This is a genomic window from Terribacillus saccharophilus (genome assembly GCF_046592595.1).
GTDB lineage: Bacteria > Bacillota > Bacilli > Bacillales > Amphibacillaceae > Terribacillus > Terribacillus saccharophilus_C.
Genome location: NZ_JAWVPF010000001.1, coordinates 298168 through 323721, shown reverse-complemented (window position 1 = coordinate 323721; position 25554 = coordinate 298168). Strand labels below are relative to the sequence as shown.

Genomic DNA, 25554 nt, shown 5'->3' with positions numbered 1-25554 from the left:
GGTTGTAAGAATTGCGTCGGAGTTGTTTGACGGGAAAGAGAGATTGAGAGGACTGGGAAGGTGACCAAAGATCTGGAGAATCTTTGTGTATGCCACCCTCTCATTCCAATGATCTGGGCGATCACTATAAAAATAGCATATCACGTAAAGTGATTCAAACATCTCAATTTCTTTTGCTCGATTACCTATAAGGAAAGGTAAGGGATGCAAAATGAAAATAATGAAAACGATGGAGAGAATTCCTGGCGGGCTCATGCTCGTACCGTTATTTTTAGGGGCAATCATTAATACCTTCGCGCCGAATTCGGCGGAATACTTCGGATCCTTCACAGGCGGACTCATGACTGGCACGATACCGATTCTGGCAGTTTGGTTCTTCTGTATGGGTGCAGGAATACAGCTCAAATCCACTGGTACAATCCTTCGTAAATCCGGCACACTCGTTATCACGAAGATTGCTGTTGCTTGGGTTGTAGCTATCATTGCTGCACAATTCCTGCCAGAAGGCGGCATTCAGACTGGCCTATTTGCAGGCTTTTCCGTCCTGACACTTGTTGCAGCCATGGATATGACGAACGGCGGCTTATATGCATCCATCATGCAGCAGTACGGTTCAAAGGAAGAAGCTGGAGCATTCGTCCTTATGTCCTTGGAATCCGGTCCGCTTATGACAATGATCATCCTTGGTTCCACAGGTCTTGCTGCTTTTGAGCCGCAAGTATTCGTTGGTGCAGTATTGCCATTCCTTTTAGGTTTCCTGCTGGGTAACTTGGATAGTGACCTTCGCGCGTTCTTCAGCAGAGCCACACAGACAATGATTCCTTTCTTCGGTTTTGCACTGGGTAACTCAATCGATTTAGGTGTCATCCTGGAGACAGGTCTTGCAGGTATCATCCTTGGTGTACTTGTTATCGTTGTTACTGGTATTCCGCTTATGATAGCGGACAGATACATCGGAGGCGGAAATGGAACAGCTGGAATCGCAGCTTCCAGTACTGCCGGTGCGGCAGTTGCCAACCCGATGATCATCGCTACAATGATTCCGGAATTCATGCCAGTTGCAGAAGCAGCTACTGCACTTGTTGCAGCGTCTGTTGTTGTTACGTCGGTTCTCGTACCGATCCTCACTGCATATTGGGCGCAATATATGAAGAAGAAGGAAAAGCGGAAGACAGACGATACAAATATCGATCCCAACAATATCAACTCAAATACTGTATAAAACAATCGGAGAGGCATATACAGTATGTCTCTCTTTGCATAAAGGAGACGTTGACAGATGAGCAGGATTTTAACAATCGGGGAACCGATGGCACTTTTTGTAGCGGAGCAGGAAGGGCTGCTGGATGATGCCGAACGCTTTTCCCGTTTCATTGCTGGTGCAGAAGTGAATTTCTCTATCGGAATGGCACGCCTTGGCCATCAAGTGACGTATGTCACGCAACTGGGTTTGGATCCATTCGGCCGGAACATCCATAAATTTTTACGGAAAAATAAAATAGATACGACGTACGTCAGCTATGAATCTGCCTATGTGACAGGGATGCAATGGAAACAGAAAGTGAAAAGCGGAGATCCGGAAGTTTTTTCGGCACGGAAGAACTCGGCAGCTTCCCATATGGATAAAAAGCTGATTAAGAAAATCAAATGGACAGATTATGATCATCTCCACCTGACTGGTATTCCTCCAGCCTTGTCGGAAAGCTGTCGCGAATTGGTTTTCCAAATGATGAAGGAAGCCAAGGAAAATGGTCTGCAGGTATCATTTGATCCAAACCTTCGGCCAGGTCTGTGGCCTGATAAGCAGGAAATGGCACAGGTCATTAATGCGCTTGCCAGCCAAGCAGATATTATCTTCCCTGGTATAGCGGAGGGCAGGCAGTTGACGGGTAAAACTGATCTGCTGGATCTTGCTGCACATTATCATGATGCTGGGGTGCCGACTGTTGTGCTGAAGCTGGGAGCTGAAGGAGCGTTCACGAGCTGTATGGACGGAACGCAATTTTATACAGAAGGTTTTCCGGTGAAAGAAGTGGTCGATACGGTTGGAGCGGGTGATGGATTTGCGGTTGGTGTCGTGAGCGGTTTGCTGGAAGGATTGGAACTGCCTGAGAGCATTGCAAGGGGAGCAGCCATCGGTGCACTTGCCGTCATGTCTCCAGGAGATAATGATGGCTTGCCGAACCGTGAAGAGCTTACACATTTCATGAAACGGGAGCCAATCGGATAAAAAGGAAGACCTTCCGCTGGGAAGGTCTTCTCCTTTATCCGGAATAGCCTAGTGCATGGGATATCTCCAGGCTGCAGGCTTTCATTTTAGTTATCAATTCGGTGTTCACTCTGTCCATTGTTACACGATTGCTAGGACCGGAGATACTGAAGCTCGCTACAATCCGATGTTCATGGCTGTAAATCGGGGCTGCAATACAGCGAATGCCTTCTTCATTTTCGATATTATCGAGCGCATATCCCTGTTGGCGGACCTTTCCCACCTCGGAGCGCAGCTCTTCTGGCGATTTAATTGTACGCGGAGTGCGCGGCGTAAAGGTAGTAGCATCTGCTATTTCTTCCAGTCGGCCTTCTGTCATGCCTGATAGAAGGATTTTCCCGACGGCCGTACAGTACATGGGCGCTCTGTTGCCAATACGTGAGTACATGCGGATAGTCTGGTTGCTCTCTAGCTTATCGATGTAGACGATTTCACCTTTATCTTCGATGCAAAGATGCACAGTCTCATTGACATCTGCACACAGCTGCTTTAAATAAGGCTTGGCCACATTGGCGATGTTGTTGTTATTCAAAACACTGCGAGCCACATAAAGTGTTTGCAGACCAACTTTATACTTGTCCGATTCCGGATCCTTCGCGACATAATTCATGTCCACAAGTGTTGCCAAGAGGCGATGCGTCGTACTCTTCGATAAGTCAACCAGCTTTGTCAGCTTTGCGATGGGCAGACCATCAGGATGATCGGAAAGCGTATTCAAAATAGTCAAGGCACGTTCGAGTGATTGCACATTAGACATAGATATTACTCCGTTTCTATTGCATTCATTGCTTACTTCTATGATACGGGAACGGCTGGAGTTTGTAAATTCAGTACACATATGGAGGGAAAACAGATGAAAAAAACAGAGATTTTATCCAAGCTTACGGATCAAGCTATTGTAGCTGTAGTTCGTGCCGAATCGCCGGAACAGGCGATTCAAATTTCAGATGCTTGTATTGAGGGCGGCATTACAGGAATAGAAGTGACATTTACCGTCAAGGACGCTGACCAAGTGATCAAACAGCTCACTGCCCAGTATAGTGAAAATGCTGATGTGGTTGTAGGAGCAGGGACTGTGCTGGATAGTACGACTGCTCGCCTGGCCATACTCGCAGGCGCTGGTTTCATTGTCAGTCCGACATTTGATGCTGCAACTGCAAGGCTATGTAATCTATATCAGATTCCTTACTTGCCGGGATGTATGACGATCGGGGAAATAAAGCAGGCAATGGAAGCAGGAGCAGATATCATCAAGCTCTTCCCGGGAAGTGCTTTCGGCCCAAGCTTTATCAAAGCAGTCAAAGCTCCGCTTCCACAGGCAAATATTATGCCGACAGGGGGAGTGGACTTGGAGAATATCGGAGACTGGCTGAAGAATGGGGCTGTTGCTGTTGGAGTCGGAGGCAATCTTGTAGCTCCTGCCAGCACAGGAGACTATGATAAGATCACATCGATTGCCCGGAAGTATATCCAAAAGGTGAAAGAAGCAAGAACAGATCGTGTGAATATTTGAACATGGGTCAAGCTGCCCCGCACATAAACTGAACACGGAGGAAGGGGGCTTGCTTTGTGTCAGCTAAAAAGCGGGAATTTGTAATCGTTGTTGTGAAAGCAACTGCTATTTATTCATTTGTGATAATTGATATTGCTGCGGGTACAGGGTTATATCTGACTGCAAAGCTGTTAGGTGCGGGAATGATTATTGCCTCAGTCTGCAGTATGGCAGGTGTGGAGAGTTTGAAGAGGGGTCCTGCTTTAGCGCGCAATTTTATAAGAAAAGGATGAATTCACAGAAGGAATATATGGTAGAATAAGGTAATTTAACTAGTTTCGGATGTCAGGAGCCTTCCGCAGCTTTTAAAGAGGCGTTCATAATGGAGAAATTTAATCTATTAAACAAGCATAAGGAAGAGGTAACACGCTGCTTAAAAGCTGTTTGGAAGGGGAAAGAAATGGCTGTCATTAAAAACTTAAATTAATAAAAATAAGAAGGAATGCAAAAAATGCATTCCTTCTTATTTTGCTTTAGTCCCACCTACCCGCATATTGCCGACCGTAAAATAGAATGGTGCAGGAAAGGGAGGTTTTTTTCCTCGTTTAAGCCGATAGCTCGCTTCATTGAGCCAATAAATAGATTTATTGATAGCCGAGAAGAATACGACCAGCTCCCCGCTATCATCTACGCAAAGACATGATCCGAATATGCCATTCTGATACCAGTCTTCTCCCTTGTCTGCTTTGATCAGTGGTTTTGGTTCTTCCGTCCAATCTGCTCTCGTGAAACTAGCTGTTTTACTCTTGAACAACCAAAGGTCCTGCGGCTTATAAGTGTCCTCGCCAAAAGCATTGCCACAGCGGCTGACGAGTAAATAGTACATATCATGAATTCGTTTCGGCCTTGCATGCGTGAAGGCATCCTCTCGAGTGAAAAACAAACGTGGCTTCGTCCATGTATCAAGACCATTCTTGCTTTCGGCTGCATATACCTCGTGCATCGGGATGTCTCCCTTGCCAGGTTCATGTGGTGTCGCTGCAAACCACATCTTCCATTTTCCTTCGTCATAAATCACTTTGGGCGCAAGTACACTATCATTCCGAACAGTGCCGACCATAACTGGCTTAGGGTGACGAAACCATTTGCCGTGCCTCATTTCCAGACAGCCTATCGAATACGGGGATTCATTTCCCAAGACATTGCTTGCACTCCGCCCTGTATAGTAGATTCGGCGAACAGGCTCTCCATCCAATTCTCCTTCCACATAACAAGGTTCATGCAATCCGTATCGATCCCAGGCAGCTTCCTTCGGCTGAGGCAGCAAAGGTTTTGCCTTGTGTGGCTTTCCAGGGTAAGTTGAGATTCTCCAGGCGTTTGCGGTCGTCAATGGTGCTCCTTTTGGAAGACTGGCACTGAATAAATTATTTTTGAAGTTGCGCTGAAATCCGCCAAAAAACATCCACCACTGGTTATCTATTTTTTGTACGCTAGGATCACCTAAACCTAGCAGATTGCGAATTGGCTTATAGCCATCCAGCATGGAATATAATAGATTCGGTTTTGTATCCATCCTAACCACCTCACTAGCAAGCAGTATGGACGGAAGAAGCATCAAACATACCAGACATTATAGTCTTTCAAAATAGAAGATATTCTGTGATGATGATTTTTGTTCAGCCATGAGCCTTCCTAAACATTTTGATCAATAAAGTCTAAATGTCGTTCGATTTTGACCCTTCTTTGTGCAGGTTCTGTTTAGGTACTTTCATTCGGCGGATGAGGAGCCAGCCTAACAATGCGCCTGTGATAGAACTGGCAAGAAAGCCCGGTACAAATGCCAATGCACCGGCTTTTTGCCCCAGCAGTAAATTAGCAATTGGAACGGAGAGCAGGGAACCGAAAACTCCGGTTCCTATCATTTCACCAACTGCCGCTGCTGCCTTGCGGCGGGTCAACCGATAAAACAATCCAGCAAGCAAGGCACCTATCATTCCCCCTGGAAAAGCTAGCAAACTACCAAGACCAAGCATATTGCGAACTAGTCCGATAAGGAAAGCAACGACTACTGCCGGGCCGGGTCCAAGCACGATAGCAGTGATAACATTTATGGCATGCTGGACAGGAAAGGCGCGGGCAGCACCTGTAGGGAACCAGAGAAACTGTGCTCCTAGTACGCCAATTGATACTAGAATTGCCATTAAGGTGAGCTTTTTCGTATCCATTGCTATCTCCTTGTTCATGTATTCTGCTTATATTATAAGAGTAAATGTCAGTAATATGGAAGGTGAGTATGCAGAAGGAAATTTACAATAAAATTGTTTGGGGTGATATAAAAAATCATAATTTTCAAACATTATTTACAATAAGAAATCCATCGAAAGCGAATGATAATAGCTGATTTTTCAAGATAACGTATTCTTAGGTCGCATTTTCCGGCTTGTTTGACTGAATATGTGATGTAATCCGGATTTAATCGGATTTTCTGCAGTTTTACTATCCATCATAACGAGCGTAGAATAAGGTTCATCTTCCAAGTGTAACCAAACAAAATTGCATACAATTCGTAATCGCTTAATTCCTGATCCAGGAAGCGGGGGAACCAACCGTAACTTTTGTTACATGGGGTGAATCTCTGAAAAGAGTAGGGCTACTCTCTGGCCCGAATCCGTCAGCTAACTTCGCAAGCGTTCGAGAGGAAGCCAAAAATGTGATAGGCACACACGTTTATTTCGTTATGCCCAGAAGTCACAGAAGAGGGCCCTCTTCTGTGGCTTCTTTTTTATGCACTTTTTTAGGGTGTAAAACCAGATAAGAACCAAGGAGGATCAGCATGGATTTATTTTACATTGGATTGAGTTTAGTTCTTTTCGGAGGAATGGCGCTGCTATTGGCAGCTGCTGCACAGATTGCGGAGAAAGAAGGGACACGATAATGGTTCAGATTGTTTTGCTTGTACTAGGTGTTGCGGTCATCGGTTATCTGGTCTACGCCTTATTTTACCCAGAAAAATTTTAACGAAGGAAGGTTCGCGTGATGATCGTTTCGCTAGTTATGCTGGCCATTGTGCTTGTTGTCATTGGAGCTTCCCTGAAGCCGATGGGCTTATATATGGCTGCAGCATTTTCAGTATCAAGACTTGACCGGGTTTTCCTGCCGGTAGAAAACGTATTGTATCACTTTTCTGGAATCAAAAAACAAAAGCAGACGTGGAAACAATACGTGCTTTCGCTGCTTTTGCTAAACATGGTATTTCTGATATTCATTTATACGGTGTTCCGTTTACAAGGGATTCTGCCCCTGAATCCACTGGATATTGCAGGAATGGATCCAGCTTTAGCTTTCAATACAGCTATCAGCTTTATCACGAATACAAATCTGCAGCATTATAGCGGGGAATCAGGGTTGTCCCTATTTTCACAGGCCGCAGCCATCTTGTTCATGATGTTCGCAGCACCAGCATCTGCACTTTCCGTCGCAATTGGATTCATCCGATTGCTTGGGGGTAAGCCAATCGGGAATTTCTTCGAGGATTTTGTCAGGGCGCTTTTGCGTGTGCTGCTTCCGATTTCCTTCCTTGCAGCAATTGTATTCATTGCGCTCGGAATGCCGCAAACATTCTCAGGAGCAGTGCATGCAACTACGATGACAGGTGCAGAACAAACCATTCTGCGCGGGCCGATTGGTGCATTTCTTTCTATCAAGGAGCTGGGCAATAACGGCGGTGGATTCTTTGGTGTCAATTCTGCTCACCCATTCGAGAATCCCAATGCTTATACGAATTTGCTGCAATGCTGGCTGATGCTTTTGTTACCTGCATCCTTGCCATTCACATATGGGAAGATGGTTGGAAAGCCGAAGCAAGGCGTCATGCTTTTCGGTGCAATGGCAGCTGTATTCCTTGTCATGCTTGCGGCTGGTATCGCTGCAGAAATACAAGGCAATCCATTGCTGCATGGTGCAATGATGGAAGGAAAGGAAACCCGTTTTGGGGTTATCGGAAGTGTGTTCTATGCTATTGTCACAACCGCTGCAGAAACCGGTGCTGTAAATACAATGCACGATACACTCAGTCCTCTGACCGGGATGCTCGCACTAGGAAATATGCTGTTAAATACAGTTTTTGGCGGAGTAGGGACTGGATTCATGAATGTCATCCTGTATGTGATGATTGCTGTCTTTATTGCGGGTTTGATGGTAGGACGCACACCAGCATTTCTTGGTAAAAAGCTTGAGGGAGCGGAAATGAAGCTGCTGGCAGTCACGCTGCTCGTTCAGCCGATTCTTATCCTGGTTGGGACAGCTATCGCAATATATTTTCCAGCAGGCAGCGACGCCATATCAAATCCTGGGTATCATGGCTTGACGCAGGTTTTGTACGAGATTACCTCTTCAGCTGCTAACAACGGTTCGGGGTTTGAAGGATTGGGAGATGCGACTATCTTCTGGAATGTCCTTACAGGATTCATCATGTTCCTTGGGCGTTATATTTCAATCATCACCCTGATCGCTGTCGCTGCATCACTGGCGAGGAAAACAGCTGTCCAAGAGAGCAAGGGAAGTTTGCGGATAGACAGTCCTTTGTTTGCGAGTTTACTAGTCGGAACTTTCTTCTTGGTAGGCGCTCTTACATTCCTGCCTGTACTGGTTCTTGGCCCGATTGCAGAATACGTAACTTTATAGGAGAGTGACTTGTTATGGCAGCACATACAGCAGGGAAAGATGACATTCCCTCTACAGGCTTATTTACAAAGAAGATATGGAAGGATGCTTGTGTGGATGCAGTGGTGAAATTGCATCCTGCATATATGGTTCGGAATCCGATTCTTTTCATCGTTGAACTAGGGTTTTTGGTGACATTACTGCTCGCGGTTTTTCCTGGCGCCCATTCCCGGACAATGGGCAGCGGGTTTTACTGGTGCGTTTCAGTGATTCTGCTGATGACAGTGCTGTTCGCGAATATAGCGGAGGCGGTGGCCGAAGGAAGAGGGAAGGCACAAGCGAATACGCTGAAACAGACCAAACAGGATACCGCCGCCAGACGTCTCCTCCGGGGAAAAGAGGAAACCATCTCATCAGCTGATCTTCGAAAAGGTGATGTTGTGCTAGTGAAAGAAGGAGAGGTCATCCCTGGTGATGGAACGATTATTGCTGGTATGGCGAGTGTGGATGAATCAGCAATTACCGGTGAATCAGCTCCTGTGCTAAAGGAAGCTGGAGGAGATTTCAGCTCTGTCACAGGCGGTACGACCGTTGTCAGTGATGAGCTTACAATCGAAATCACCAGTCAGCCAGGAGAAAGCTTCCTGGATAGGATGATTGCACTTGTAGAAGGAGCAGACCGTAAGAAGACACCTAATGAAATAGCTTTGAACACGGTGTTGATTAGTTTAACGATCATCTTCATGCTCGTCGTTATCACGTTGCCATTCTTCACAAACTACATCGGCTTTTCTATCGATACAGGCATGCTTGTTGCGCTGCTTGTCTGTCTGATTCCAACAACGATTGGCGGTCTGCTCAGTGCGATCGGAATCGCCGGCATGGATCGTGTGACGCGATTTAATGTCCTGGCGATGTCAGGTCGGGCTGTGGAAGCAGCAGGCGACATTGATACAATCATTCTGGATAAGACCGGTACAATCACTTTCGGGAACCGGATGGCAGCTGATTTCATACCAGTGGCAGCTGCCTCTAAAACAGCCTTAATGCAAGCTGCAGTGATCACTTCCTGGAAAGATGAAACACCAGAAGGACGATCCGTGCTCAGCTTGGCCGAAGAAGAGGGCATAGCAATGGATCAGAAGAAATGGGAAGAAGCGGTATTCGTGCCTTTCCAAGCGCAAACAAGGATGAGCGGCATGGACTTGGCTGACGGCGGCAGCTATCGAAAAGGCGCAGTCGAAGCGGTCAAAGCTTGGGTAATGGAGCGGGGCGGTAAGGTTCCGGCGGATTTGCAGGAAAAGTCTGATCATATCGCGAGAATGGGTGGCACTCCACTGGCGGTTGCAGTGGATACAGAGCTATTAGGTTTGATCTATTTAAAAGACACCGTTAAACCAGGAATGCGGGAACGCTTTGACGAGCTCCGGAAGATGGGAATAAAAACGATCATGTGTACAGGTGATAATCCCCTTACTGCAGCGACCATTGCGAAAGAAGCCGGAGTTGATGATTTTATTGCAGAAAGTACGCCAGAGGATAAGATCGAGGTAATCAAACGGGAGCAGGCACAGGGGAAGCTCGTTGCGATGACCGGAGACGGTACGAATGACGCACCGGCGCTTGCTCAAGCAGATGTCGGACTTGCGATGAATAGCGGAACGACAGCTGCGAAGGAAGCGGCCAATATGATCGACCTGGATTCTGATCCGACAAAAATCATCGAAGTAGTCGCAATTGGAAAACAGCTGCTGATGACGAGAGGGGCACTGACAGCTTTCAGTATTGCCAATGACGTGGCTAAATACTTCGCGATCATTCCAGCATTGTTCATGCTTGGCATCCCGGAGATGAATGTCTTGAATATCATGCAGCTGGAATCGCCGACAACAGCAATTCTTTCAGCGCTTCTATTCAACGGATTGATCATCCCTGCGCTAGTACCGCTGGCAGTAAAAGGCGTTTCGTATAAGCCTGTATCTGCAGATAAGCTGCTGAGGAAAAATCTGTTCGTTTATGGACTTGGCGGGGTTGTTGTCCCGTTTATAGGTATTAAAATCATTGATATGCTGTTAAGTCTGTTTTTATAGGAGGCAAATAGTATGAATAAACAAGTTTCCAATATAGTCCCTGTACTGCGGCTTGGTTTGGTATGCCTGGTTCTGTGCAGTGTCCTTTACCCTTTGGCTGTAACGGGCATCGGCCAGCTATTTTTCCCTTATCAAGCTGACGGAAGCTTGGTGAAAGATGCGGATGGCCGTGTAATTGGTTCAGAGCTGATCGGACAAACGTTTACTGATCCTGCACTGTTCCAGGGCAGAGTGTCGAGTATAGATAATGATGCTTCGGGATCTGGAACACCAAACTACGCACCATCAAATCCGGATTTGATTTTGCGGACAGAAGAAGCGATACATGCACAGCAAGCAGCTAATCCAGATGGAGGTTCTGTGCCGCTGGATCTAGTGACAAATTCCGGTTCTGGTTTGGATCCGCATATATCGATCGAAGCTGCAGAATACCAGGTTCCAAGAATTGCTGAAGCCAGCGATATATCAGAAGAGGAGCTATATAAGTTGATCGGCGAGAATCGTACATCAGAGGTCGAGGAGTTGCTTGGTGCTCCCGCTGTAAATGTATTGAAGCTGAATACCCTTCTCCAGGCATTGAAGTGATGGAAACAAATGATAAAGCAGCTGCGTTTTTGGCAGCTGCATCGGCACAAGGGAGAGGGCGTCTGAAGCTATATATCGGCGCAGCTCCCGGTGTCGGTAAAACCTATAAGATGCTGACCGATGCACAGCAGATGAAAAAGGAAGGTATAGATGTTGTTATCGGTGTGATTGAAACGCATGGAAGGCCGGAAACAAACGCCCAGCTAGGGGATCTGGAACAAGTTCCATTGCTCGATATCCAGTATAAGGATCGTCCATTTCTTGAGCTTAATGTAGATGGAATATTGCAGCGTGCGCCCAAAGTGGTTTTAGTCGATGAGTTGGCACATACGAATATTCCAGGTTCGAAACATGCGAAACGTTACCAAGATATTATGGAATTACTGGATGCAGGCCTTGATGTGCACGCTGCCGTCAATATTCAGCATTTGGAAAGTGTGCATGATATTGTGCAGACGATTACCGGAGTTCGAGTCAATGAACGTGTGCCGGACTTATTCGTGCAGCAGGCAGACGAAATCCAGCTGATTGATGCTACTCCTGAAACCTTGCAGAAGAGATTGCGGGAAGGGAAAATCTACCCCTCGCATCGTATTCAAAAAAGCTTACAGAATTATTTTCAGCTGACCAATCTCGCTGCACTGCGTGAACTTGCTCTTCGGGAAATTGCGGATGAGGTGGACGAAAAGCTGGAACGACAAAATGGAACGGATTATCGCGGACCTTTGGGGGTTCACGAAAAGATACTTATTTGTGTACAGCATGCCGATACTGCTGAGAGGCTTATACGACGCGGATATCGAATGGCAAATCGTTTGAATGCGGAACTTTTCATTCTTCACGTAACGCGTGATGCGATGGCTGAAAAAGAGAAGGTTGATTACATTAGGCAGCTTTGTTCAACATTCGATGCACATTTTCTCCTGCATACATCCAATAAGCGTACAGCAAATGCGATAGTCTCGGAAGCGAAGAAACATTTCATCACCCAAATCCTATTGGGACAGTCTGCCCGAACCCGCTGGGAGGAAATATGGAAGGGATCTATTGTAAATACGATCATGCGGCAGACATGCAACATTGATATTCATATTGTTGCTGATCAGCAGTCTGTACATTAGTTTTAAATTATAGTGGAACACAAAAGAGGTGTCACCAAAGGTGGCACCTCTATTTCTTCTGTTCCCGTATGACATTATTGATTCGCACCATGGTTTCTGTCATCTGATGCAATTCCTCAAGGTCGATTTTGGAATAGTACTTATCGATGAGTATTTCATCCAATTGCTTGAGACTATCCATATACTCTCTGCCGTTATTACCAAGAGCTAAAAAGTACTCACGCTTGTTAGTAGGATTGGCTTGCTTCGTAATCATCTCTCTTTTCTCCAGTTTGGACAGTACTTGGCTGACAGCACTTTTGGAGATGCCGAAATCTGCTGCAATATCGTTGGCTGTAGTTTGTTTATTCCTTTGGATATAAGACAGCATATATTCCTGCTGAACAGTTAAATCCAGCTCATCAAGTTTCTTTGTTTCTTGGGAGATAAGAATGCCAAACTCCTCATACGCTTCATTCATTCTTCGGATGATTTCCTTATATGAACGGCTCATGTGCATCGTTCCTTCCAAAACAGCTTCTTTATTGCATATTACGCCATTTTTTAGCTTTTGCAAATACCAGGGCTGCCATTAGCAATCCATTACCTGCGAAAGCGGCCAGCAAAATACGTGCAGAGAAACCAACGCTCATTAAAGAACTGAACAGGGTTTGAGATATAGGATCGAAAGCTGTGGAAGCCAAGAACACGATACTCATGACCCTTCCCATCATGGCAGGATCCGTTTTCTCCTGAATGATGACATCAGTCGGAATGTATGTGATAAAACCGAAAAATCCAATCATTGCTGCAACTGGAATCAGCCAATATAAACTTGGGATTTGACTGAAGACGCCAAGAGCTAAAACACTGGCAATCAAGAATATTAGAACCAGTTTTCCGCGATTCCTTCTAAGTGAGAAGAACAGCAAGAAGATAGTGGCTGCAAGAGAACCCACAGAGAATCCAGCCTCCAGAAAGCTAAGATCTAAAGCGCTGCCGCCAAGTTCTTCAGCCAAGATAGGCAAGCTCAGGAACATTGGACCAAAGACAAAGAAATTCACAATGATAATAATGCTTATTGCTGATATATAGATAGAAGAGGATCGCAAATAACGATATCCTTCTTTGAATTCCGTAATAAAGGAAGTTCTTTCTTTGTGTTTATCTGGCTTTGCATCCTTGATAAGGGCTGGAAAGACAAAACAAGCACCTATTGCAGTAGCTGTAATACTGACAGCGAAGGTAGCACTGAAGTTGTAATAATGCAAGATAGCACCAGCAGCAACTGGACCAATTAGATAAAGCAGTTCCTGAGAACTATGAATAAGTGTATTGGCGGGCTGGAGTTGTTTCTGGGAAACAATGCTCGGGATTAAAGATGATAGAGCCGGGAAGAAAAAGCCATCCAAACAGCCGATGAAAAAGGATACTATCAGAAGTAACGCTAATGTTAAAGAATCATCCGTCACACTCCAAAGCAGTATACCTAGTAACAACCCCTTCATTAACTGAGTGCTGAACAGAATCTTTGATTTTTGGATACGATCTGCAAGCACTCCGCCAATTATCATTGTGATCATCCTCGGTATCGATGCAGCTGCCATAACCAAGCCAAGGTATTGAGGGTGATGCAGCACATCCACAACATACCAGGACATTGTGATCATATACATGGAGAAACTCAAAACCGTAAAGAGTTCTGAAAAGAGAAGACAGTTGAATTGTTTGTTTTTAAATAAAGCCTTCATTGTAAGCACCTCATAAATTAAGTTAACTAAACTAAACTATATGAGTTTCTTTGTTTGTTGTCAACGGCGAAATATCCAAATGGTATATACTGGAGATAAAGAGGGGGTATGAAAATGAAAGAAGTCCGAGTAGCCTACGCATTGATTCACGATGAAGAAACACAGCAAGTCCTTATGGTACATAACAAAAAGAACGGCAGCTGGACACTGCCAGGCGGCTTGGTTGAACCAGGTGAATCTCTAGCCGATGCTGCAGTAAGGGAAGCGAAGGAAGAAACAGGTTTGGAAGTAGAAGTAACGACAATCCTTGCTGTAAACGAGGCAAAACTCCAAGCTATCAATGAACATGCTACCTTTGTGACGTTTAAAGCGGAGCATATTAGTGGAGAAATTCAGATCCAGGATACGAAGAAAATAGCCGAAGCTGAATGGAAGTCGTATGCTGAAGTCGATGAAGTAATGACCTATCATCCAGGTGGAATTGAGAGTTTGCTTGGTGTCGGTGTGCCTTACTTAGATGAGGGCATCATTGCTCCTATCGAGGAATAATTACAGGGAAAAGAAGAACCTGTAAGTGGATGGTAGAAAATGATACCCAATTGATTGATCATCTAGTTCAGAGGGATTTATTTATCTGTCTAAAGAATATGGATGGCAAAGGAGATCGCGTTCGCGATCTCCTTTTGAAGTTTATCGAAGTGTGGGATGTACGTAAAAAACATTGATTTAAAGCTGTGTAGAGCGATTTGGGCCCTTTATACTGCAATATACAAGGAGTCCTGGAAAAGGAGGGAATTATGCGCTGAAATTTACTACTAAATGCCGATATTGTCAGATTATAGAACATGTTACGCTTATTAACATAAGTTTTGAATGGAGGATGAAAAATTGAATAAGAAATTAATGCTGTTCTTCGGCGCAATTCTTTCTGTGATTATCATTAGTGGTTGCGGAAGTGACAGTAAAAAAGAAGCGAGTACGGAAGAAAAACCGGCTGCATCTGAAACAGCAGGCCAAAAAGATGAAGAAGTAAAAGCAGAGGAAACAGCTGCAGATAAAGGAGAAGCTGATTCCGGTTCTGCAGATTTCGCCGAACTAATTGATTATATGAAAACGACTACAGATGCAGAGGAGACTACGGTTTTCTTTGAAGCTAAAGAGCCCCAAACACATGAAATGGAAGGTGTGACAGTCTCCTTGGATTCCTACTCCCTAGTCGGTTTGAAGGACTTCCACACAGACTACAGTATTCCTTTCAACGATGAAACAAATGGAGGCGTCATTCTTGCTCAATATACAGTTAAGAATGAAACAGATAAAGATCTCCACTATACACCATTTATGTATATGAGTTTTACAGGTGCCGTTAAAGCTTATAATAACTACAAAGATATTATCCCGGAAGAAGGTCAACTAGCGACAAAGCTAAATCCTGATAACAAATACGAGATTAAAGCAGGAGAAACCATAACCGGTACTTATGCTTATCCAATGGGTGAAACGGAACTTAAAGCAGCAATGGAATCCGGATCCGCTACTATAGAAGTTCCTGCACCAACGACTGATCCGGATGATTTAAGTACAACTCTTGGAACCAAAGGTCAATTCACTGTTAATTTGAGTGAAGAAGGCGCAAAACAAACAGAAGCAAATGCAGCTTTTTATCAGGATGGAATTTCGGTGGATAACATGGGTGAAAAAACAATGATCGAGGAGAAGGAAGGCATCGGGCAGAGTCAGGAGCTTGGTGATTCTACCATTACATTGGATGGCTACCAATTCACTGATTTTACACCAAATGAATACGAAGCACCTCGCTTTGAGAATTTTAAAAATGGTGTTGTCCTGTTGACTGTTAAATTCAATGTTGATAACAAAGGATCAGACAATATCGGGTTGGATAACATCGCATCCAATCTTTATGTAAACGATGGGTCACAGTACCAAATGAGCGAACGTATGCTATCTCCTTATGAGTACCAGCAAAGCATTGCAGCTGGTGAATCTGGTGAATTGCTTCAGGTATATGTACTTGATAAGGAGCAGTACGACAAGATATGGAAAGATAAAGCATTCGATATCGAGCTTGGACCTTTGTATGATGAAAATTCAGAGGATATTTCCAAAGGAAAGAAAGCTGAATTCAAACTTAAATAAAATTTACTTATACTAGTAATAGCAACATCAGATTGAGATAAAAAAACAGACTGGCACTCGCCAGTCTGTTTTTTAGTATGACGATCTGACTAAAATACTAGATTTAGTCCTATAAACAATATGTTCACATATTTATATCAACTACCTACTATATGTATGTTAAGATTGTATTGAAAAGTCTATATATAGTTTTCGTTACTATGGCAAAGGGAATAGCTTACAGTACCGAAGAGGCTCGGAATATGATAGAATTATCAACAGATTGGACTGATACGATGGGACTTTCTGAAAGAGGATTAGCAACGATGCCGAAATCACTCCAAACAAAAACCTTGCTCATCGCCTATGCTTCCGTCAGCGGTAATACAAAGGAAGTTGCCGAGCTGATTGCACAAGAGCTGACAGATAAGCAGCAGGACGTGACGCTTTATTGCATGACTGGCAATGAGCCGTTTCCGCATGTGCCAAATTACGATGCGATGCTGATTGGTACGTATACATGGGGATCAGGAGATACTCCATTTGATGTAAAGGATTTTGTAGCGGATGTCGGATATAAGCCGGAGAATGTGTTCGTGTTCGGCACTGGTGATACGCAATTTGGCGGTGATGATATGTTTTGCATGGCAGCAGACAAGCTGGCCAAATTCTATCATTCGCCGATTGCTCCGCTCAAAATAGAGCAATCACCAAGAGGATCTCAGGAAGAAGAAGTATTGGAATGGACGAGAGGAGTATTGGAATGTCTAAATTGATGAAGGCTACCGTCCTGGAGCCGACGAATCCAAATAAATCTACTGCATTATTTAACGGGGATGCAAGCGGAATCCTGCATTGGGATAACGTTGCTTACCCGCATTTCTATGAACTGCGCAAAACAATCCGCGGTTTGTTCTGGACTGCCAATGAAGTGAACATGGTGGCAGATACAAAGCAATTTGCGAATCTATCTGATCAGGAGCGTACAGCATTTCTGAAAATCATCGGGTTGCTGGCGACATTGGACGGTCCTCAAACAGATATCGCCTCCAAAATAGCTGCATATTCGACAGACCCAAGTGTCAAATCGATCTTAGCGACAATTGCTGACCAGGAAAGTGAGCATAACCATAGCTATACGTATGTTCTTGCGTCTGTAACGAATTATGATAACCAGATTGCTTCCTTCAATGAAGGACGTACGGACAAAGTTTTGCTCGAACGCAATGAACGAATCGCTGCTGTTTACAACGAATTCGCACAAAATCCAACGATCGAGACAGTGCTTAAAGCAATGGTGTACTCTGCGCTTTTGGAAGGGTTATTCTTCTACAGCGGTTTTGCGTTCTTCTATAACTTGGCGCGTAACCAGAAAATGGTCGGTACATCAACAATGATTTCCTATATCAACCGTGATGAACTGCATCATGGTCGTTTTATCAGTGAGCTGTTCCGTGCGACACTAGCCGAGAATCCAGAATACAATAACGATGACTTCATCGAATGGGTATATGACCAATTCCGCCATTCTGTTGAGCAAGAAACACGATGGAGCCGTTATGTGCTGGATGGTATCGATGGTATCAATTTGGATGATATGGAAGGCTACGTCAAATATCGTGCGAATAAAATGCTTCGTATGCTTGGGTTGAGTGAGATATACGAAGGCTACGAAAAGAACCCAATGAAATGGATCCGTGCTTACACCGATAACTTCAACGGAACAAAATCTGATTTCTTCGAACAAAAATCCCGTCAGTACACGAAGACGAGTGATCTGAACGGTTTCGATGATCTATAAGAACAGCAAAAGAGCCAGCCGGTAACGGCTGGCTCTAGCTGTGTTCCTCTTTTTTCTGTACAATCCGGTGAATATGGATTGTCAGGTAAAGCAAATCTTCATTCGTAAGCTGCTCCTGGTACATCTTCTGGATATAGGACTGCACCTTCTGCGCACATGCAAAAGCTTTACTGTAATTTGTCTTTACCATATCAAAAAGACTATTGTCTTCTTCTTTTTGTTTACGATGGTTCAAAATCCGCTGAGCGAAGAATTTGAGGTGGGTAACGAATCGATAATAAGCCAGGGATTCTTCGTCATATTCTATGCCAAAATGAAATTTTACAATATGAAGGACGTCCTGGATGAATTTTGTAATATTAATCATCACAGGCATGTCTTCGTTCATTTGCGCATTGACTATATGCAAGGCAATAAAGCCTGCTTCATCCTCTGGCAGAATGATACCGACTTTCTCCGCAATGATCGAAAGGGCGTGCTGCCCTATCCGGTATTCATCCGGATAAAACCGTTTTGTTTCCCAAAGGAGCGCATTCTTTATATCGATACCTTGCTGGAATCTTTCTACTGCATAGTAGATATGATCAGTCAGACTAACATAAATATTGTCATGTATTTTTTTACTGGTGTTTTGCTTGGCATATCGGATAATCTCTTCGGATACTTCGACGAAGGAAAGGGGAATCTCACTTAAGAGCTCCATCAGTCGCTTATTCATTTCCTTATCATCGAGTTTGAAAGTCTTTTCTATCTTGGATTCATCCACTATATCGCCTGCTTTGCGGCCAAAGGCAATACCCCGTCCCATGATGACAAGCTCATGTTCCTGCTCATCCAAGACGGTGATGACGTTATTATTCAACACTTGCTTGATCTGCATCAGGACCACCTATTCCTTAGGAAGGATAAACTATCTAGGTCTATAGTATAGGAAATTGATAACGATTACAATCCGAATTATCCGAATAAGCTGTGACAAAAATTGATAAATCTATGTAGCAGAAAGAAGCCGGGCGTAAAAGCCCGGCCTTAACATCTTACAAGATATCTATTCTAACCAAAAGAGCCAATAGAACCTGAAGCAGCAATTGAACGTTTACAGCTAAATCAGTATCTGTTGTAGTTACTCTTACTTTTCGGGAATTCTTGATAAAGGTCTTCTGTACATTTTTCTGTTTGATAGTAGCTCTTTGGAAGAGTTCTTGTGCGATTTGATCAGCTTTGCTGCTATCAGCAATAGAAAGCTGCAATACGACGCCGATAGCTGCTTGAAGAGCTGCTTGTATGGTAAGAGCTGCTTGTGTGTCAGTTGTTGTTACCTCTACATCCGCGGAATCGATAACATAGATACTTTCCTTGGAATATTGTTCAGTTTCGGATTTCTGTCTTGCGGATTGATTCACCTCTGGATCGGAAAAAGATCCTGCTGTTCTTGGATCAAGTGCACTCCATTTTTGGTTTCTGCTTGGTTGCCAAACGTCACCCATCTATATCACCTCCTTAATCTAGTATTCGTTTTAGTTCTACCTGAAGTTCGTCGGAAATCTTTTTGATTTTACGGCGTCTTTCAGGAGAGAGATTTCTTAGAGCATTATCGGAAACCCCATGTTTAGCCAGAACATCTGATAGCATTAGATCCATAAGAGATCCTTGAGGATTGGTTCTAGCGGTTTCCATGAACCGTTTTTTGAAGTTTTCATCCATGTGTAGCAGTCCTCCTTTTCGCTTTTCGTATAGTTTAGATTATGAGAAAAGAAGATTTTGTAGTGGGTAAATCACAGTCGTGAAAAACCTATTTTTTAGAAGAATAGAGTAGATAACCTAGTTTTAACTAGATTACTGTCCTGTTTGAAGAAAAATGGACAGGTGCCGTTAATAGGTCATGGATAAGTCTAAAAATAAGAATGCTGTACAATGATTTTCTGTAATTATGCTTTGCAAAGAGCTACCCAGGATGTTATTTTATTACTGTACCGTCTGGACGGTTAGGGGTGATAATGTGAAAACACAAGCTAAAATCCTGGATGCAGCAGCTGAACTCATTCTGGAACATGGCGTCAGTAATGTCACACTGGAGAAGATAGCCAAGCGTGCGGAAATCAGCAAGGGCGGCCTGCTGTATCATTACCGCACAAAGGAGGCATTGTTCCAGGAACTGAATGTAGCTGCAATACAGGATTTTGAAGAATCCATTGCTCGCAATTTGAATGAACAGCCAAATGGAAGAGGGGCATTTGCACGGGCATATGCTTTAGCAACCATTGAAGATATCCAAAAAGGCGGCACGCATCGCAGCAGTGCGCTGATATCTATTTTCAGTGACCACCCGGAAATCATGGGAATATGGAAAGAAGGCTATGTGAGATGGCAGCAGCAATTTGATCAAGATGGCTTGGAGTGGGAAGAAGCTGCGACCATTCGCTATGTTTGTGATGGCCTTTGGTTCAATGAGATGGCAGGAACAATAAGTACAGCCGCTTTTGCTGCTGACCTATTGCACAGCTTGCTTGCACGTATAGACAAGAGGGAGGGGGAGTAATATGTCTTATTTATTTTTGGCGGCGTCCATCTTATTCGAGGTTTTCAGCTCCACAATGCTGAAGTTATCGAATGGGTTTAAACGTTTGCTGCCTGTTGTCGGGATTGTCGCTGGATATGGTATCAGTTTTTATGCATTGTCCATTACATTGCAGTCCCTTCCGCTTGGGGTTGTTTATGCCACGTGGAGCGGTGTAGGTACCATATTGACTGTTGTGATCGGTGTATTGCTTTTCAAAGAGAAGGTAAATAAAAAGGGTGCGCTGGGTATCGCCATACTGCTGGTCGGCCTGGTATTGATGAACTTATCAAAGTGAAGGAGGCTGTAATATGAAAGCAGGTATTTTTCTGGCGGTAGCAATCGTACTGGAAACAATTGCATCGTCCATGCTGAAAGTATCAGATGGGTTTTCAGTCTTGTTTCCATCCGTCATCGTAATAATCGGATATCTAGGTGCATTCCTATTTTTATCTTTCACGCTGAAGTCCATGTCATTATCTACCGCTTATGCCACTTGGTCCGGTGCGGGAACGGCATTGACAGCAATGATTGGAATCACTGTATTTGGGGAATCAGCTTCCTGGATGAAGTTTATAGGCTTGGCATTTGTGATTATCGGACTTGTATTATTGAATACACAGCACAAGGAATCAGAAGAAAAAGAAGCTTCTGTCCAATAGAAAAAAGAGGTACTGCACATGCAGTACCTCTTATTTTTTCAGCAGCAGGTAAAGGAAATATGGTGCGCCTATGAAGGCGACAACGATACCAGCGGGCAGACCATCCACAGTTGAAATATTCCGTCCAATCGTATCAGCCAGAAGCAAGAGCCAGCCGCCGATCAAGGAGGCAACAGGAAGCACGTACTGATGTCTGGCTCCTACAAGCGCTCGCGTGATATGCGGTGCCATCAAACCAACAAAGCTAATGCCACCGGCAACTGATACAGCAGCTGCAGCGATCGCTACCGCAGCAATCATAAGGATGATACGATCGCGATTGAGCTGAACACCTATCCCCACTCCAACTTCTTCACTAAGAGCAAGTACATTGAGCCGATTCGCCATATAAAGCATAAGCGGCAGAATGATAAGGATCCATGGCAGCAGTGCAAGGACGAACGGCCAATCTGTTCCCCAGATATTTCCCGCCAGCCACTTCGCGATGAAATCTACTTTTTCCCTGTCAGCAGAGGATATCAGCACAATCATCATTCCGGATAAAGCCATCGAGAATCCGACCCCGACCAACACAAGGCGGACCGGCTGCAGGCCGTGCTGTTTGCTGTAGGAGAAAAGATAAATCAGAGTAGCTGTCAGAAGTGCACTGACAAATCCCACAAGCGGCAATGCATAAGCAAAGCTTCCTGCATCAATCGGCATAAAGAGGAAGAATACCGCGATACCTAATCCGGCACCGGAATTGATACCGATAATTCCTGGATCCGCCAGATCATTCCTAGTGATTCCTTGCAGGATTGTACCGGATAGGGCTAGTGCCATCCCTGCGAGCAGTGTAACCGTGATGCGAGGGAGCCGAATATCAAACAGAACAAATGATTCAGGAAAAGTTCCATTTCCAAATAACGTTGGCAGTAATCGATTATAAGAGAGCGACGCAGGACCAAGTCCCATACCGATGATGATTGTAGCTAGTATCAATGCAGTTAAAGAAAACATCAAGATCGCTTGCTTGCCTTTTTTTGCTGTTTTCATGAGAAAGCGCGACCTCCCCTATGGACGATGAATAAGAAGAATGGCAGACCAAGAGCTGCTACGATTGCCACAAGCGGCGTTTCATACGGTGCATTGATCGTCCGGGCAGCCGTATCAGCAAGCAGCATGAAGATTCCACCAGCAAAGAAGGACAACGGCAGTATATAACGATAATCTGTGCCAGCAAAAAAGCGGACAATATGAGGAATCATCAGACCGATGAAAGTCATATTTCCGACCAGTGCGACGGATGCTCCTGCCAGCAAGATAGTCACAAGGAATAATAATGCTTTGATAGCAAAGGTCTTTTGGCCAAGACCTACAGCTACTTCATCGCTCAAGCTGAGCAGTGTCAGCTGATGTGAAAGAAATAACGACAAGAGGATTCCTGCCAGTATGATTGGAATGACAAGCTTTAATTGCGTCCAGTTCACACCGACGAGACCGCCAGCTGTCCAAGCCGATACTTGCTTGGACAGCTTGAAGCTTAAGCCGATCGCTTCTGACACTGCATACAACAAGGCAGAAACAGCAGCACCAGCCAGGACGACCTTTACTGGAGAAAGGCCGCCTCGACGAAGCGATCCGATTCCGAATACAAGCCCGGCTCCGACAGCAGCTCCGATAAAGCAGGCAATAATAATAACGGTGTAATTTGCTTGGGGGATGAACGCCATAGCAGCTGCCAACGCGGCATTTGCTCCAGCTGTCAAACCGAGAAGACCCGGATCCGCCAGCGGATTACGTGTCATACCCTGCATGATGGCACCTGCCACAGCTAAAGCTGCGCCGACAAAAAAGGCCCCAACTTCGCGCGGCAGTCGGTTCTCACGGATGATGAGTATATCGCCATTGGTTTTACTGCTGAATAATGCATTCCAAATATCTCGTAAGGAAATATCTGCAGCACCAAGGGACAATGCTACAGCAAATGCTGCAATGGACAATATCATTCCAATTATGAGTTTTAAAACAAACGGTATGTTCTTCATCGGCCACGCATCTTTCTATGTAAGGATAAGGGAAAGAGCTTCCTATTTTCCTAGGAAGCTCTCTTTGATAAATTCCAACTGATAATCCAATGTATTGGAATCGTTAAAGTAGAAGGCATTTCCATCGACTTCGAATACCTGATTGTTTTTTGCGGCAGTCGTATTCTGGAAGGACTCGGAATCTTCGACAGATGTATCTGCATCATCGAATTTGCTGAATATGACATAGTCACCCATATAATCAGGCAGTACTTCTGTCGATAATGCGAAGTATCCCGCTTCCAATGCATCCTCTTTCACCTTTTCCGGCATATTCAGTCCCATTGCCTGATACAGCACTTCGGTTCCGCGTCCCCAGTTCTCGCCATACACATACAGCTGTTTATCGAAATTCTCGACAACAGAAACTGTTGCATCATCTCCGATTTTCTCCTTGATTTGCTCCCCAGCTTCTGTGGCACGCTTAGTAAAATCATCAGCCCAGGCCTGTGCGTCATCTTCTTTATTGACGAGCTTTCCGATTTCGATATGCTGATCGAGATAGTTCAATTTACCGTAAGTGAACGTAACAGTAGGGGCAATTTCTTTGAGTTTATCGAGATTCTTCAATCCACTAAGACCAATGATCAAGTCTGGTTTAAGCTCGATGATCTTCTCCAAATCATCCTCGGTTACTTCTTCTGCATTCTGTAATGCATCCTTAAATCGGGGATTCTGCATTGACCAGGCATCTGCTCCGACAATCGGTACATCTAAATCGATTAAATCACCAACGTAGGAGGAGAGCACTACAACACGCTGCGGATCAGCAGGTACCTCAACTGGACCGTCTTCTGATTCATATGTAATAGTTTCATTCTCGCTTCCGGATGAAGGCGCTTTCTCGCTGGAGGAAGGAGAATTATTGCTGCCGCAAGCAGCCAATACAAACATTAAAATAAGTAAGACCGGGAATAGCTTTTTCATTATGTATGTCACTCCTCATTTTATAGGGGGAGTGCCCTGTTAGGGGGACAGGGCACCAGGGTTATACGATGAGAATGAGAATGATTATCAATCTCGCTTGATTCCATCATAAAGGCAGAAAATTTGTATGTCAACATTGATTTTGAGAATTTTTTCCGTTATATTTGAATGAGAATGATTATCACTATCGGAATAAAGGAGGAGTCAGTGTGCAGGAAGAATTGCTGTATGATGTTACGATCATTGGTGGAGGTCCAGCGGGTTTATATTCCGCTTTCTATAGTGGGTTGCGGCAAATGAAGACGAAAATCATCGAGTTTCAGCCTTATTTGGGCGGTAAGCTTCATGTTTATCCAGAAAAGATGATTTGGGACGTGGGCGGATTACCGCCGCTTCCAGCAGGCAAGCTGATTGACCAGCTGACAGAGCAGGCGCTTACCTTCGATCCGGAAGTGGTATTGAACGAAAAAGTAACAAGCATCAAACGGAATGATGATGGTATTTTTGAATTGCATGCTGCAAGTGGTACAGTCCATTATTCGAAAACAATCATTACAGCAGTCGGCGGCGGAATACTTAATCCGCAAAAACTGTCTATCGAAGGCTGTGAAAAGTTTGAGGTAGCAAACCTTAACTATACAGTGAAAGACATGCAGCGTTTCAAGGATAAGACTGTCATCATCTCCGGCGGCGGCAACTCTGCTGTTGATTGGGCAAATGAGCTGGAACCGATCGCGAAACAGGTATACGTTACATATCGCAATGAGGCGCTGAAAGGTCATGAAGCATCAGTAGAGCGATTACAGTGCAGCGGTGCCAAGTGTTTCCTTTGTACATCAATTACGAAACTCGTAGCATGTCCTAACCAGCAAAACATTGAACGTGTGGAATTGACGAATCATGAAACGAACGAAACGACTTTCTTGCCGATAGACGAGGTAATTGTCAATCATGGCTATGAACGGGATATGGACCTGATTCAAAACAGTGAAGTGGATATTGAGCTTGTAGATAATTACTATATAGCTGGAACATCAAGCGGGGAATCCTCTGTACCTGGTCTGTTTGCTGCAGGAGATATCCTGAAGCATGATGGCAAGGTCACTTTGATTGCCGGCTGCTTCCAGGATGCGGCAAATGCTGTCAACAAAGCGAAACAATTTATCGAGCCTGCTGCTGACAGCTGGGGTATGGTTTCTTCTCATAACGTACTGTTCAAGCAGCGTAATCGCGAGCTTGCAAAGAAATTGGTATAAGAGCGCATATTGCGCTCTTTTCTTTTTTGGCTATGCGGATGAATCAATCAGACTATTGGCAGGTATTCCATAGGAAAACACTTAGTATAACTGAATCAGAAGTAAAAGCCTTTTTATGAGAAAAGTACCTTTATTTTACATAAGATTACAATAACTGCTTATTCTTTCGTTTTCGGTGGTATAGCTTATCGAGGTGATGA

At 44.4% G+C, this 25554-nt stretch carries 28 protein-coding genes and 1 riboswitch; of the genes, 17 read left to right on the top strand and 11 right to left on the bottom strand.

All coding sequences use genetic code 11. The features are described from left to right. Nucleotides 1–211 precede the first annotated feature (211 nt). Nucleotides 212–1222: a 2-keto-3-deoxygluconate transporter gene (gene kdgT, locus SFC25_RS01540; RefSeq protein WP_411213586.1), complete on the top strand. Its 1011-nt coding sequence runs from the start codon at nt 212–214 to the stop codon at nt 1220–1222. Nucleotides 1223–1279: 57 nt separating this feature from the next. Beyond that, nucleotides 1280–2230, top strand: coding sequence for a sugar kinase (locus SFC25_RS01535; protein ID WP_411213585.1), 951 nt, complete (start codon nt 1280–1282; stop codon nt 2228–2230). A gap of 34 nt (nt 2231–2264) precedes the next feature. Here the strand turns inward: SFC25_RS01535 and SFC25_RS01530 are convergent, their stop codons facing one another. Beyond that, nucleotides 2265–3026, bottom strand: coding sequence for an IclR family transcriptional regulator (locus tag SFC25_RS01530; protein ID WP_411213584.1), 762 nt, complete (start codon nt 3024–3026; stop codon nt 2265–2267). 96 nt (nt 3027–3122) lie between these two features. On the opposite strand from SFC25_RS01530, the gene SFC25_RS01525 reads away from it, so the two are divergent. Both SFC25_RS01525 and SFC25_RS01520 read left to right on the top strand, forming a co-directional pair. After that, nucleotides 3123–3782, top strand: coding sequence for a bifunctional 4-hydroxy-2-oxoglutarate aldolase/2-dehydro-3-deoxy-phosphogluconate aldolase (locus tag SFC25_RS01525; RefSeq protein ID WP_411213583.1), 660 nt, complete (start codon nt 3123–3125; stop codon nt 3780–3782). A 56-nt stretch (nt 3783–3838) separates the two neighbouring features. Then, on the top strand, nt 3839–4054 hold the full coding sequence (locus tag SFC25_RS01520; RefSeq protein WP_411213582.1) for a hypothetical protein: 216 nt from the start codon (nt 3839–3841) through the stop codon (nt 4052–4054). Between the two features lie 230 nt (nt 4055–4284). On the opposite strand, the gene SFC25_RS01515 is transcribed toward SFC25_RS01520, so the two are convergent. Both SFC25_RS01515 and thiW read right to left on the bottom strand, forming a co-directional pair. Beyond that, the gene (locus tag SFC25_RS01515; RefSeq protein WP_411213581.1) at nt 4285–5334 is read right to left on the bottom strand and encodes a glycoside hydrolase family protein; all 1050 of its coding nucleotides are present in this window, start codon (nt 5332–5334) and stop codon (nt 4285–4287) included. A gap of 142 nt (nt 5335–5476) precedes the next feature. Beyond that, the gene (gene thiW, locus SFC25_RS01510) at nt 5477–5986 is read right to left on the bottom strand and encodes an energy coupling factor transporter S component ThiW (protein WP_411213580.1); all 510 of its coding nucleotides are present in this window, start codon (nt 5984–5986) and stop codon (nt 5477–5479) included. A gap of 336 nt (nt 5987–6322) precedes the next feature. After that, nucleotides 6323–6466, top strand: a riboswitch (cyclic di-AMP (ydaO/yuaA leader). Between the two features lie 229 nt (nt 6467–6695). On the opposite strand from thiW, the gene kdpF reads away from it, so the two are divergent. From kdpF to kdpDN, 5 genes are read left to right on the top strand one after another with little or no spacing between them, the layout of a single operon-like run. Continuing rightward, entirely contained in the window at nt 6696–6779 is an 84-nt protein-coding gene (gene kdpF, locus SFC25_RS01505; protein ID WP_411213764.1) for a K(+)-transporting ATPase subunit F, read from the top strand. Between the two features lie 18 nt (nt 6780–6797). Continuing rightward, the gene (gene kdpA, locus SFC25_RS01500) at nt 6798–8444 is read left to right on the top strand and encodes a potassium-transporting ATPase subunit KdpA (protein ID WP_411213579.1); all 1647 of its coding nucleotides are present in this window, start codon (nt 6798–6800) and stop codon (nt 8442–8444) included. Between the two features lie 14 nt (nt 8445–8458). Beyond that, on the top strand, nt 8459–10513 hold the full coding sequence (gene kdpB / locus SFC25_RS01495) for a potassium-transporting ATPase subunit KdpB (protein WP_411213578.1): 2055 nt from the start codon (nt 8459–8461) through the stop codon (nt 10511–10513). Nucleotides 10514–10525: 12 nt separating this feature from the next. Continuing rightward, complete coding sequence (kdpC, locus tag SFC25_RS01490; RefSeq protein WP_411213577.1) at nt 10526–11098, top strand: potassium-transporting ATPase subunit KdpC; 573 nt, start codon at nt 10526–10528, stop codon at nt 11096–11098. Beyond that, the gene (gene kdpDN, locus SFC25_RS01485) at nt 11098–12219 is read left to right on the top strand and encodes a KdpD-like non-kinase potassium sensor (RefSeq protein WP_411213576.1); all 1122 of its coding nucleotides are present in this window, start codon (nt 11098–11100) and stop codon (nt 12217–12219) included. Before kdpC ends, kdpDN begins: the two co-directional genes overlap by 1 nt. 49 nt (nt 12220–12268) lie before the next feature. On the opposite strand, the gene SFC25_RS01480 is transcribed toward kdpDN, so the two are convergent. Together SFC25_RS01480 and SFC25_RS01475 are read right to left on the bottom strand one after the other, a co-directional pair. Then, nucleotides 12269–12712: a MarR family winged helix-turn-helix transcriptional regulator gene (locus SFC25_RS01480; protein WP_374073840.1), complete on the bottom strand. Its 444-nt coding sequence runs from the start codon at nt 12710–12712 to the stop codon at nt 12269–12271. Between the two features lie 28 nt (nt 12713–12740). Then, nucleotides 12741–13949, bottom strand: coding sequence for an MFS transporter (locus SFC25_RS01475; RefSeq protein ID WP_411213575.1), 1209 nt, complete (start codon nt 13947–13949; stop codon nt 12741–12743). 114 nt (nt 13950–14063) lie between these two features. On the opposite strand from SFC25_RS01475, the gene SFC25_RS01470 reads away from it, so the two are divergent. From SFC25_RS01470 to SFC25_RS01455, 4 genes are all read left to right on the top strand, one after another. Then, a complete protein-coding gene (locus SFC25_RS01470; RefSeq protein ID WP_411213574.1) occupies nt 14064–14498 on the top strand; it encodes an NUDIX hydrolase in 435 nt (144 codons plus the stop codon). Between the two features lie 339 nt (nt 14499–14837). Next, on the top strand, nt 14838–16106 hold the full coding sequence (locus SFC25_RS01465) for a DUF5068 domain-containing protein (protein ID WP_411213573.1): 1269 nt from the start codon (nt 14838–14840) through the stop codon (nt 16104–16106). Between the two features lie 305 nt (nt 16107–16411). Continuing rightward, nucleotides 16412–16861: a flavodoxin gene (locus SFC25_RS01460; protein ID WP_411213763.1), complete on the top strand. Its 450-nt coding sequence runs from the start codon at nt 16412–16414 to the stop codon at nt 16859–16861. After that, nucleotides 16849–17886, top strand: coding sequence for a ribonucleotide-diphosphate reductase subunit beta (locus SFC25_RS01455; RefSeq protein WP_411213572.1), 1038 nt, complete (start codon nt 16849–16851; stop codon nt 17884–17886). The genes SFC25_RS01460 and SFC25_RS01455 overlap by 13 nt, the downstream gene beginning before the upstream one ends. A gap of 34 nt (nt 17887–17920) precedes the next feature. Here the strand turns inward: SFC25_RS01455 and licT are convergent, their stop codons facing one another. From licT to SFC25_RS01440, 3 genes are all read right to left on the bottom strand, one after another. Next, nucleotides 17921–18766, bottom strand: a complete 846-nt coding sequence (gene licT, locus SFC25_RS01450) for a BglG family transcription antiterminator LicT (RefSeq protein ID WP_411213571.1) — start codon at nt 18764–18766, stop codon at nt 17921–17923. A gap of 157 nt (nt 18767–18923) precedes the next feature. Continuing rightward, nucleotides 18924–19373, bottom strand: a complete 450-nt coding sequence (locus tag SFC25_RS01445; RefSeq protein ID WP_411213570.1) for a spore coat protein — start codon at nt 19371–19373, stop codon at nt 18924–18926. Between the two features lie 13 nt (nt 19374–19386). Continuing rightward, entirely contained in the window at nt 19387–19590 is a 204-nt protein-coding gene (locus SFC25_RS01440; protein ID WP_411213569.1) for a spore coat protein, read from the bottom strand. Between the two features lie 295 nt (nt 19591–19885). On the opposite strand from SFC25_RS01440, the gene SFC25_RS01435 reads away from it, so the two are divergent. Genes SFC25_RS01435 through SFC25_RS01425 form a run of 3 tightly spaced genes read left to right on the top strand, consistent with a single transcriptional unit; the run spans nt 19886 to nt 21105 of the window. Further along, nucleotides 19886–20425 carry a TetR/AcrR family transcriptional regulator gene (locus tag SFC25_RS01435; protein ID WP_411213568.1) on the top strand — a complete coding sequence of 180 codons (540 nt, stop codon included), beginning with the start codon at nt 19886–19888 and terminating at the stop codon, nt 20423–20425. Nucleotide 20426: 1 nt separating this feature from the next. Then, on the top strand, nt 20427–20741 hold the full coding sequence (locus SFC25_RS01430; RefSeq protein ID WP_411213567.1) for a DMT family transporter: 315 nt from the start codon (nt 20427–20429) through the stop codon (nt 20739–20741). Nucleotides 20742–20754: 13 nt separating this feature from the next. Then, complete coding sequence (locus SFC25_RS01425; RefSeq protein ID WP_411213566.1) at nt 20755–21105, top strand: DMT family transporter; 351 nt, start codon at nt 20755–20757, stop codon at nt 21103–21105. A 30-nt stretch (nt 21106–21135) separates the two neighbouring features. Here SFC25_RS01425 and SFC25_RS01420 read toward each other — a convergent pair whose 3' ends face one another. From SFC25_RS01420 to SFC25_RS01410, 3 genes are read right to left on the bottom strand one after another with little or no spacing between them, the layout of a single operon-like run. Beyond that, a complete protein-coding gene (locus tag SFC25_RS01420; RefSeq protein WP_411213565.1) occupies nt 21136–22140 on the bottom strand; it encodes a FecCD family ABC transporter permease in 1005 nt (334 codons plus the stop codon). Further along, nucleotides 22137–23132, bottom strand: a complete 996-nt coding sequence (locus tag SFC25_RS01415) for a FecCD family ABC transporter permease (RefSeq protein ID WP_411213564.1) — start codon at nt 23130–23132, stop codon at nt 22137–22139. Before SFC25_RS01415 ends, SFC25_RS01420 begins: the two co-directional genes overlap by 4 nt. Nucleotides 23133–23174: 42 nt before the next feature. Beyond that, on the bottom strand, nt 23175–24098 hold the full coding sequence (locus tag SFC25_RS01410; RefSeq protein WP_411213563.1) for an iron-hydroxamate ABC transporter substrate-binding protein: 924 nt from the start codon (nt 24096–24098) through the stop codon (nt 23175–23177). A gap of 209 nt (nt 24099–24307) precedes the next feature. Here SFC25_RS01410 and SFC25_RS01405 point away from each other — a divergent pair, with 209 nt between their 5' ends. Then, a complete protein-coding gene (locus tag SFC25_RS01405) occupies nt 24308–25354 on the top strand; it encodes an NAD(P)/FAD-dependent oxidoreductase (RefSeq protein WP_411213562.1) in 1047 nt (348 codons plus the stop codon). Nucleotides 25355–25554: the final 200 nt, after the last annotated feature.

Bases quoted from the DNA above. Each gene is read 5' to 3' on its own strand.
- kdgT (WP_411213586.1), top strand. From the start codon at position 212: ATGAAAATAATGAAAACGATGGAGAGAATTCCTGGCGGGCTCATGCTC.
- SFC25_RS01525 (WP_411213583.1), top strand. From the start codon at position 3,123: ATGAAAAAAACAGAGATTTTATCCAAGCTTACGGATCAAGCTATTGTA.
- kdpA (WP_411213579.1), top strand. From the start codon at position 6,798: ATGATCGTTTCGCTAGTTATGCTGGCCATTGTGCTTGTTGTCATTGGA.
- SFC25_RS01475 (WP_411213575.1), bottom strand. From the start codon at position 13,949: ATGAAGGCTTTATTTAAAAACAAACAATTCAACTGTCTTCTCTTTTCA.
- SFC25_RS01420 (WP_411213565.1), bottom strand. From the start codon at position 22,140: ATGAAAACAGCAAAAAAAGGCAAGCAAGCGATCTTGATGTTTTCTTTA.
- SFC25_RS01535 (WP_411213585.1), top strand. From the start codon at position 1,280: ATGAGCAGGATTTTAACAATCGGGGAACCGATGGCACTTTTTGTAGCG.
- SFC25_RS01445 (WP_411213570.1), bottom strand. From the start codon at position 19,373: ATGGGTGACGTTTGGCAACCAAGCAGAAACCAAAAATGGAGTGCACTT.
- SFC25_RS01415 (WP_411213564.1), bottom strand. From the start codon at position 23,132: ATGAAGAACATACCGTTTGTTTTAAAACTCATAATTGGAATGATATTG.
- SFC25_RS01530 (WP_411213584.1), bottom strand. From the start codon at position 3,026: ATGTCTAATGTGCAATCACTCGAACGTGCCTTGACTATTTTGAATACG.
- SFC25_RS01410 (WP_411213563.1), bottom strand. From the start codon at position 24,098: ATGAAAAAGCTATTCCCGGTCTTACTTATTTTAATGTTTGTATTGGCT.
- licT (WP_411213571.1), bottom strand. From the start codon at position 18,766: ATGCAGATCAAGCAAGTGTTGAATAATAACGTCATCACCGTCTTGGAT.
- SFC25_RS01460 (WP_411213763.1), top strand. From the start codon at position 16,412: ATGCCGAAATCACTCCAAACAAAAACCTTGCTCATCGCCTATGCTTCC.
- SFC25_RS01470 (WP_411213574.1), top strand. From the start codon at position 14,064: ATGAAAGAAGTCCGAGTAGCCTACGCATTGATTCACGATGAAGAAACA.
- kdpB (WP_411213578.1), top strand. From the start codon at position 8,459: ATGGCAGCACATACAGCAGGGAAAGATGACATTCCCTCTACAGGCTTA.
- thiW (WP_411213580.1), bottom strand. From the start codon at position 5,986: ATGGATACGAAAAAGCTCACCTTAATGGCAATTCTAGTATCAATTGGC.
- SFC25_RS01455 (WP_411213572.1), top strand. From the start codon at position 16,849: ATGTCTAAATTGATGAAGGCTACCGTCCTGGAGCCGACGAATCCAAAT.
- SFC25_RS01430 (WP_411213567.1), top strand. From the start codon at position 20,427: ATGTCTTATTTATTTTTGGCGGCGTCCATCTTATTCGAGGTTTTCAGC.
- SFC25_RS01480 (WP_374073840.1), bottom strand. From the start codon at position 12,712: ATGAGCCGTTCATATAAGGAAATCATCCGAAGAATGAATGAAGCGTAT.
- SFC25_RS01425 (WP_411213566.1), top strand. From the start codon at position 20,755: ATGAAAGCAGGTATTTTTCTGGCGGTAGCAATCGTACTGGAAACAATT.
- SFC25_RS01440 (WP_411213569.1), bottom strand. From the start codon at position 19,590: ATGGATGAAAACTTCAAAAAACGGTTCATGGAAACCGCTAGAACCAAT.
- kdpC (WP_411213577.1), top strand. From the start codon at position 10,526: ATGAATAAACAAGTTTCCAATATAGTCCCTGTACTGCGGCTTGGTTTG.
- SFC25_RS01515 (WP_411213581.1), bottom strand. From the start codon at position 5,334: ATGGATACAAAACCGAATCTATTATATTCCATGCTGGATGGCTATAAG.
- kdpF (WP_411213764.1), top strand. From the start codon at position 6,696: ATGGTTCAGATTGTTTTGCTTGTACTAGGTGTTGCGGTCATCGGTTAT.
- kdpDN (WP_411213576.1), top strand. From the start codon at position 11,098: ATGGAAACAAATGATAAAGCAGCTGCGTTTTTGGCAGCTGCATCGGCA.